Raw genomic sequence first — 6,991 nt, forward strand, 5'->3', positions numbered from 1 at the left:
GGCGAGGCGGGCACCGGAGCCGAAGCGGTCGAGCTGGCCGGGACGGAGCACCCCGATGTCGTCGTGATGGACATCCGCATGCCCGGCATGGACGGCATCGAGGCCACCCGGCTGATCACGGAGGGCTCCGGCGGGTCCCAGGTCATCATGCTGACGACCTTCGACGATGACGACTGTCTGTACGGGGCGCTGCGCGCGGGCGCGGCCGGGTTCCTCGTCAAGGACATGGCCCTGGACGACATCCTCGACTCGATCCGGGTCGTCGCCACGGGGGACGGGCTCCTCGCGCCGAGCGTGACACGCCGTCTCATCAGGGAGTTCGCGGAGCGTCCCGTGTCCGCCGCGCCCGCGCCGCGCACGGCCCTGGGCATCACCGACCGCGAGCGCGAGGTGCTGACCCTCATCGGAAGCGGGCTGTCCAACACGGAGATCGCCGCTCGGCTGTCCATCAGTGTCGCCACCGCGAAGACGTATGTGACCCGGCTGCTCGCCAAGCTGGACGCACGGGACCGGGTGCGGCTCGTGATCATCGCGTACGAGGCGGGGCTGGTCGCGTCTACGCGTTGAGGGTGCGCAGCCAGGTGGTCAGCAGCCGGTTGACCTCCTCGGGGCGTTCCTGCTGCACCCAGTGGCCGCAGCCCTCGACGAGGTGCGAGGAGACCAGGCCGGGGAGCGTGGTGGGGAACGCCTCGATGGCACTGGCCAACCAGGCGATGGAAGCGTCGAGTCGGCCCGCGACGAAGAGCGACGGCTGGGTGATCGGGGCGCCGTCCCACTCCGCGAGGTCCTCCCAGTCCTGGTCCATGCTGCGGTAGCGGCTGAGCGCGCCGGTGAATCCGGTGCGCTCGAACTCGCCCACGCAGAAGTCGAGTTCCTCGTCCGAGAGCCAGGACGGCCGGTCCTTCACGAACCGGTCGGAGAGCTTGCCGCCCGCCGGGACGAAGAAGACCGCGCCTTCTCCCTGCTCCGGCATGGTGTCGCCCGACAGTGAGGCGTAGAAGCCCGCCAGCCACTCCCGTACGTCCGGCTCCATCTCCGACTCCGCCCGGCCGGGCTCCTGGAAGTAGCGGACGTAGAACTCCTCGTCCCCGCCGATCATGGCGAAGGCATCGGACGGGCGGATCCCGCCCCGCGGCGCGTACGGCACGCCGAGCAGTCCCACCGCGGTGAAGACATCGGGCCTGAGCAGCGCGGAGTCGGCCGCGATGGTCGAGCCCCAGTCGTGGCCGACGATCACGGCGGTCTCCTCGCCGAGGGCACGGACGACGGCGACGTTGTCCTCGACGTGCGCCCCGATGCGGTACGCCTCCACGGCGTCCGGCACCGACGAGCGCCCGTAGCCGCGTACGTCGATGGCGACGGCACGGTAGCCCGCCCCGGCGAGTGCGGGGAGCTGGTGGCGCCACGAGTACCAGAGCTCGGGAAAGCCGTGGACCAGCAGGACAACGGGGCCGGTGCCCTGTTCCACGAGGTGGATACGGCCACCGGGGACGTCCACCAGTCGATGCTGGGCGCCCGCCGGGGTGAACGGGTCTGCGGCCTGCGACATGGGTCCTCCTCGAACTGGGATGTACTGCTGCCGATCATCGCGCCGGCTCCTAGCGGGTGCGAAGGACGTTGCTGTTTCGGCAACAACGCGCCGAGGGACACACCACCCCCGTGGATGTGCCCCTCCGGCAGGGCGGCCGGGGCTACAGGCGAGTTCTGGCCGACTCCGAACACTCGGCCGGGCCTCTGAACCAGAGCGAGGGGCGGCACGTACTGAAGGAGGGCGTTCACCTCACGGGAGCGCCCACAGAAGTGACGCTGGGTCAGGACAGTCGCACGGGAGCCGTGGATGAGGCATGCACGACGGAACGTTCAGCGGATCGCACGGTTCGCCGCAATCGGCGGATTGGTGTGCGGGGGGCTGATGGTCTCGCATGCCGTGGCGAGCGAGCCGTCGGACGGTCCGAAGGCTCCGAACGCCGAGATGCTGGCCGCCCGGACCGGCCAGGAGCTGGTCGCCGATCTGGGCACGTCGCGTACGGCGGGCAGTTGGATCGACGCGAAGGGGCGCCCGGTCGTCGCGGTGACCGACGAGGAGGCGGCGTCCGAGGTACGTGGCGCGGGTGCCGTCCCCAAGGTGGTCCGCTACGCCATGAAGGATCTGCGCTCCGCCACCGACACCCTCAAGGACGCGCCCAAGGTGGCCGGCACCTCATGGGCGATGGACTACGCCTCCAACCAGGTGGTGGTCCGCGCCGACACCACCGTCTCGGCCGAGGAGTGGGACCGGCTGGCCAAGGTCGCCGAGAGCCTCGGCAAGTCCGTACGGATGGAGCGCATCGAGGGCACGTTCACCCCGCGGGTGAACGGCGCCTCGCCTCTCTTCGCCAGTGCCGGGCGCTGTTCGGCGGGCTTCAACGTGACCAACGGACAGGCCAACTTCATTCTCACGGCGGGGCACTGCGGCCCGGTGGGCACGACGTGGTTCTCGGACCAGCAGGGAAGCCAGCAGGTCGGCGCGACCGTGTCCGGCTCGTTTCCCGGCGGTGACTTCTCGCTCGTGCAGTACAGCCCCGGCGTGGATCTCAGCGGCGCCGACCTCGTGGCCGTCGGCGACGGCCAGGGCATACAGATCATCGGATCGGCCGACGCCGCCGTCGGACAGAAGGTGTTCCGCAGCGGCAGCACGACCGGTCTCCAGTCCGGCGAGGTGACCGGATTGAACGCCACCGTGAACTACCCGCAGGGCACGGTCAGCGGACTCATCGAGACCACGGTGTGCGCCGAACCGGGCGACAGCGGCGGCCCGATGTTCGCCAACGGGCTGGCCATGGGCATCACCTCGGGCGGCAACGGGGACTGCCAGAGCGGCGGTACGACGTTCTTCCAGCCGGTCACCAAGGCGCTGGACTCCCTCGGTGTGAAGCTGGTGACCGAGCCCGGGTCGGGCGGCCAGGCGACGCCCTCCTCCGGGAGCACCGGGAACACGGGCAGCGCCAACAGCGGCGCGGGCGCGGCGGCTCCTCCCGGCACGTCCTCGACCGCTCCCGGCGGCGCGGTCCTGCCCGGAGGGGCGGGACCGGGGGACACGGCGCCCGAGGGTGAGACCGACAGTGTGGCCTCGGCGCTGGAGCGGGTCGCGGACTTCAAGAACCTGGGTCCCGGACTGTTCGTCATCGCGGGCAGTCTGGTCGCCCTGGTGGCCCTCCGAATCCGCTCGGAGCGCGGGCGCAGGCGGTACCGCAACCAGTACTCGCAGAGCTGGGGCTGACGGGGGCCCGGCCGAGATCCGGCATGGCTGAAACCCGGCACACATACCGGTTCACACAACTGAAACTGCCGATAGTGCCCATTGTCGTCCATCGTGACCCCGGCACTGGTTCAATCGTTCGACACTCAAGTGCTGCGGGTGGTGGGCGTGGAGGCGGAGTCCGGCTTCCCGTTCGCCGCTGCACCGGCTGCTCGTCCCCTTGCTGGACGGGTTCAAGGAGCCCGGTGCACTGCCATTGGCCCAGCACACGGGCCACCGAGCTGACCCCGGACGGCGACGTCCGTGCCGGGCGGCTGCTCGCGGCGGCCGAGGCCGCGCTCCGGGCCGGGGCACCGCTGCAGGCGGAGTCGCTGCTCGACTCGATCGACGTCGGGCTGCTCGGCGAGGTGGGCCGGGGCCGCGCTCTGGTGGTCCGGGCCCACGCGGTCATCCTGCTGGGTGCCGCCGGTGCGTTCGCCATGGCCCCGGCGCTGTGTCTGCTCGCCACGCGGGCCCTCGCCGAAGGGGCACCGGATCGGCCCGGGAGGCCCTGCTGAGGGCGGTCGACCGTGCCATCACCGCGGAACACCTCATCCGGTCCTGCCCGTGCACTACGAGGGCTGGGGCCACTTCCAGGAGGGCCGGACCGCCATCGAGGCAGAACTCGCCGGCGCTCCGGCCGACATCCGCGACCGCTTCCGCTGGCTGCCCACCGGAAAGGGAGCCGACGTCACCGTGTGACGGAACGGTTTACTGGGGGCATGACGCGCACCAGCCCCAGCAGCCACGGCCCCGATCACGCCCCCGTCATCGTCAGCTCCCCCGGCTCCTTCGCCCGGAGCGTGCTGGACGAGCGGCACCCCGCCCTCATCGAGCGCGTACGGCGGGCCACTCCGTATCCGCCCGAGCAGCAGCGCGCGCTGGACTCCCTGCTGGAGGAGATCACCAAGGGGGTCATCGAGCGGCTCGACGACAGCGAGCCCGGCGCCGAGCGGTGGCGGGACGAGCCCTACTACGGGCAGCGCTGGCCGGACGTGCCGTTCCTGTGGGCGGAGAGCTTCTTCTACCGCAAACTCCTGGCCGCCCTGGGCCACTTCGCACCGGGGCCCTGGCTGGGAATCGACCCCTTCGCCCCCTTCAAGAACGCCGAACTCACGAGCTCCAAGGTCGACGAGGAGCTCTCCGCGCTCGACCGCCTGCCCGAACTCCCGTTGGAGGAACGGGATCGCACCCTCCTGCTCTCCTCCCTCTGGGGCAACCGGGCCGATCTCGGCTTCCAACTGTCCGCGGGAGCCGGAGGGTTGGGCGAGCGCGTGACGGGCCTCGTCGTCGACGACTCCCCCGCGCTCCTGGAGACCCTCGAAACCGGCGAGCCCGGAAAGGTCTGCCTGGTCGCCGACAACGCCGGTCCCGAGCTGCTTCCCGACCTCGTCCTCGCCGACCACCTCCTGGCCACACGGCGGGCGGCCACCGTCGTGCTGCACCTCAAGCCGTACCCGTACTACGTCTCCGACGCGACCACCACCGACACCCTGGCCTGTCTCGACCGTATGACCGGGGCGTCCGGACACGCGGCGGAGGTCGGCGAGCGGCTGCGGCAGGCTGTCAGCGGTGGCCGGCTGATCCTGCGCACCCACGCGTTCTCGTGCGCGCCGCATCCCTACGAGCGGATGCCGGCCGACCTCCGGGAGGACTTCGCGTCCGCCACGCTCACCGTGATGAAGGGCGACCTCAACTACCGCCGCCTGGTGGGCGATCGCCACTGGCCGGCCACGACACCGTTCGCCGAGGCCACCGCGTACTTCCCGGGTCCGGTGGCGGCGCTGCGGACGCTCAAGTCGGACGTCGTGACCGGACTCGCGCCCCGGACGCTGGAGGAGCTGGACGCGAGCGAGGAGGCGTGGCGCACGAGCGGGACGCATGCCCTGATCCAGTTCGGCGCGTGAGCGTTCCGGTTGTGAGGACTGCGCCGATTGTCCCCTCATGGGGCGGTGGTGCCGCTAGCGTGCGCTGGTCACCGTTCGCGTGAATGTGCGTGACATGCACAGGGGGGAAGTCAGCTATGGGGAACAAGCGTGTGCTGAGACATCCGGCACGGCTGATCGTCGCGTTGCTCGCCGGGTTCGCTCTGGTCCTGACCGGCACGGGCGCCGCCCACGCCACGACCACCGTGGAGATCCCGGCGGGCACCGAGGGCGGTGTCTCGGCGACCGTGAAGTTCTACGGGACCGTGGTGCCTCAGCCCTACAACCCGGATCCGACCGCCTACTTCGGCGACCGCAAGTGCCAGTTGATCTACCACGACTACGACCCGTCGGCGGGCTGCGGGGGCTTCAAGCTCGGCGTCGTCCTGCACAACGTCCGCAACCAGCCCGGCTATCTGGCCGGCCTCTCCAGCACCGGGAACTACTTCCAGGCGCACGCCGACACCGCCCGTACCTTCGGGTGCCTCCGTGCCGACGGCAGTTTCGACCACGGCACGAGCTTCGTCGTCCGCACCGAGCAGCAGCGCCTCGGCTCGACGTACTACGAGCCGGACAGCAACTGGATCCTGTCCGCGCACCGGAACTACGAGGGCGAGTTCGGCCCGCACTTCTTCGTCAACTTCCCTCCCGTGGAGGTGAATTGTCCGGCGGGCATGACCGCGACCCAGTACGGGCTGAAGGTCAGCAACGTCAACATCAGCATTGACGACGCGAACGTCTTCGGTACGACGACGTGGAGTACGCCGGGGCCGTTCTACGGGTGACCCGCTGTGCTCCTGGCGCCCGGACCCTCGGCGGGGTCCGGGCGCCTTTTCTCTGACGAGGCAGGGAGTCCGGCCGCAAGTAGCGCGCCGAGTGCGGCGACTGCGGCGAGGACGACCAGCGCCGCTCCCCTCGCGGAGGCCCCGGCCGGTGCGAGCGTCGTGGCCACGGCCACCCCGAGGGCCGGGCCGATGTTCATCGCGGTCTGCTGGAGTCCGCCGGAGACGCCCGCCGACCGCACGGACGCCTCCCGTACGACGACCGCGGTCGCGGTGACCATCACGGGGGCGAAGCCGGCCCCCAGCAGAAGGAAACAGCCGCCGATCGCCACGGATCCCGACGCCTGGTCGAGCCGGGACATCAGAAGGGTGGCGAGGGCCACAACAGCCATGCCCGCCACGGTCGTTCGGCGCGAACCGTACCGGCGCAGCAGTACGGCCGAGACCGGTGCGCCGACCACCATGGCCACCGCGAGCGGCAGCGCGTGCAGGCTGCCGTGGAGGGGGTCCAGGCCGAGTACGTCCTGGAGGTAGTACGTGCTGAGGAACAGCGTGCCGAACAGCACCGCCGACGCGGTGAGCAGGACACCGAGTGCCGAGGTGATGGTGGTCGAGCGGAACACGTCGGGCGGTATCAGCGGCTCTGTCGTACGCCGTTCGTGGCGGACGAAGGCGGCGCACGCGGCCGCCGTACAGAGGAGTCCGAGCGCGCTCGCGGACGTCCAGCCGGTGTCCGGCAGTCCGACGAGGGTGTGGATCAGACACACCAGCGTCACCCACAGCAGGCACGCGCCCGGCAGGTCGAGGCGGACGTCCGAGGCCTCCGTCAGCACCCGCGCCACAAGGACGAGCACCACCGCCGCGAGCGCCGGGACGAGACTCAGGAAGAAGACCGACCGCCAGCCGAAGTGGGTCGCGAGCGCCCCGCCGACGAGCGGGCCGAGCGCGGCGGCGGCCCCGATGGCACTGGTGCGCACGGCTATCGGCATCCCGGGGCGGTCGGGCGG

General features: G+C 70.9%; 8 protein-coding genes. 6 read left to right on the top strand and 2 right to left on the bottom strand.

Translation table 11 applies throughout. The features are described from left to right. The coding region (locus O3Q52_RS45910; protein ID WP_269654425.1) for a response regulator transcription factor at positions 1-567 on the top strand (567 nt) is incomplete at its 5' end. On the opposite strand, the gene O3Q52_RS45915 is transcribed toward O3Q52_RS45910, so the two are convergent. Further along, the gene (locus O3Q52_RS45915; RefSeq protein WP_269654426.1) at positions 557-1,549 is read right to left on the bottom strand and encodes an alpha/beta fold hydrolase; all 993 of its coding nucleotides are present in this window, start codon (positions 1,547-1,549) and stop codon (positions 557-559) included. The genes O3Q52_RS45910 and O3Q52_RS45915 overlap by 11 nt on opposite strands. Before the next feature lie 288 nt (positions 1,550-1,837). Here O3Q52_RS45915 and O3Q52_RS45920 point away from each other — a divergent pair, with 288 nt between their 5' ends. The 5 genes from O3Q52_RS45920 to O3Q52_RS45940 all read left to right on the top strand — a co-directional run bounded on the left by O3Q52_RS45920 (position 1,838) and on the right by O3Q52_RS45940 (position 5,987). Further along, entirely contained in the window at positions 1,838-3,259 is a 1,422-nt protein-coding gene (locus O3Q52_RS45920; protein ID WP_269654427.1) for a S1 family peptidase, read from the top strand. A 224-nt stretch (positions 3,260-3,483) separates the two neighbouring features. Beyond that, positions 3,484-3,795 (top strand): hypothetical protein, encoded by a 312-nt coding sequence (locus tag O3Q52_RS45925; RefSeq protein ID WP_269654428.1) that lies wholly within the window; start codon positions 3,484-3,486, stop codon positions 3,793-3,795. A 49-nt stretch (positions 3,796-3,844) separates the two neighbouring features. Beyond that, on the top strand, positions 3,845-3,979 hold the full coding sequence (locus O3Q52_RS45930; RefSeq protein ID WP_269654429.1) for a hypothetical protein: 135 nt from the start codon (positions 3,845-3,847) through the stop codon (positions 3,977-3,979). Positions 3,980-3,999: 20 nt separating this feature from the next. Next, on the top strand, positions 4,000-5,184 hold the full coding sequence (locus tag O3Q52_RS45935; protein WP_269654430.1) for a damage-control phosphatase ARMT1 family protein: 1,185 nt from the start codon (positions 4,000-4,002) through the stop codon (positions 5,182-5,184). A gap of 116 nt (positions 5,185-5,300) precedes the next feature. Continuing rightward, positions 5,301-5,987 (top strand): hypothetical protein, encoded by a 687-nt coding sequence (locus O3Q52_RS45940; protein ID WP_269654431.1) that lies wholly within the window; start codon positions 5,301-5,303, stop codon positions 5,985-5,987. On the opposite strand, the gene O3Q52_RS45945 is transcribed toward O3Q52_RS45940, so the two are convergent. Continuing rightward, on the bottom strand, positions 5,978-6,991 hold a 1,014-nt coding region (locus O3Q52_RS45945), incomplete at its 5' end, for an MFS transporter (RefSeq protein ID WP_269654432.1). The genes O3Q52_RS45940 and O3Q52_RS45945 overlap by 10 nt on opposite strands.

It is taken from the genome of Streptomyces sp. ActVer, assembly GCF_027270795.1.
Classification (GTDB): Bacteria; Actinomycetota; Actinomycetes; order Streptomycetales; family Streptomycetaceae; genus Streptomyces; species Streptomyces umbrinus_A.

Excerpts from the sequence above, each read along its gene's own strand:
- O3Q52_RS45915 (WP_269654426.1), bottom strand. The coding sequence starts at position 1,549 with ATGTCGCAGGCCGCAGACCCGTTCACCCCGGCGGGCGCCCAGCATCGA.
- O3Q52_RS45920 (WP_269654427.1), top strand. The coding sequence starts at position 1,838 with ATGAGGCATGCACGACGGAACGTTCAGCGGATCGCACGGTTCGCCGCA.
- O3Q52_RS45935 (WP_269654430.1), top strand. The coding sequence starts at position 4,000 with ATGACGCGCACCAGCCCCAGCAGCCACGGCCCCGATCACGCCCCCGTC.
- O3Q52_RS45940 (WP_269654431.1), top strand. The coding sequence starts at position 5,301 with ATGGGGAACAAGCGTGTGCTGAGACATCCGGCACGGCTGATCGTCGCG.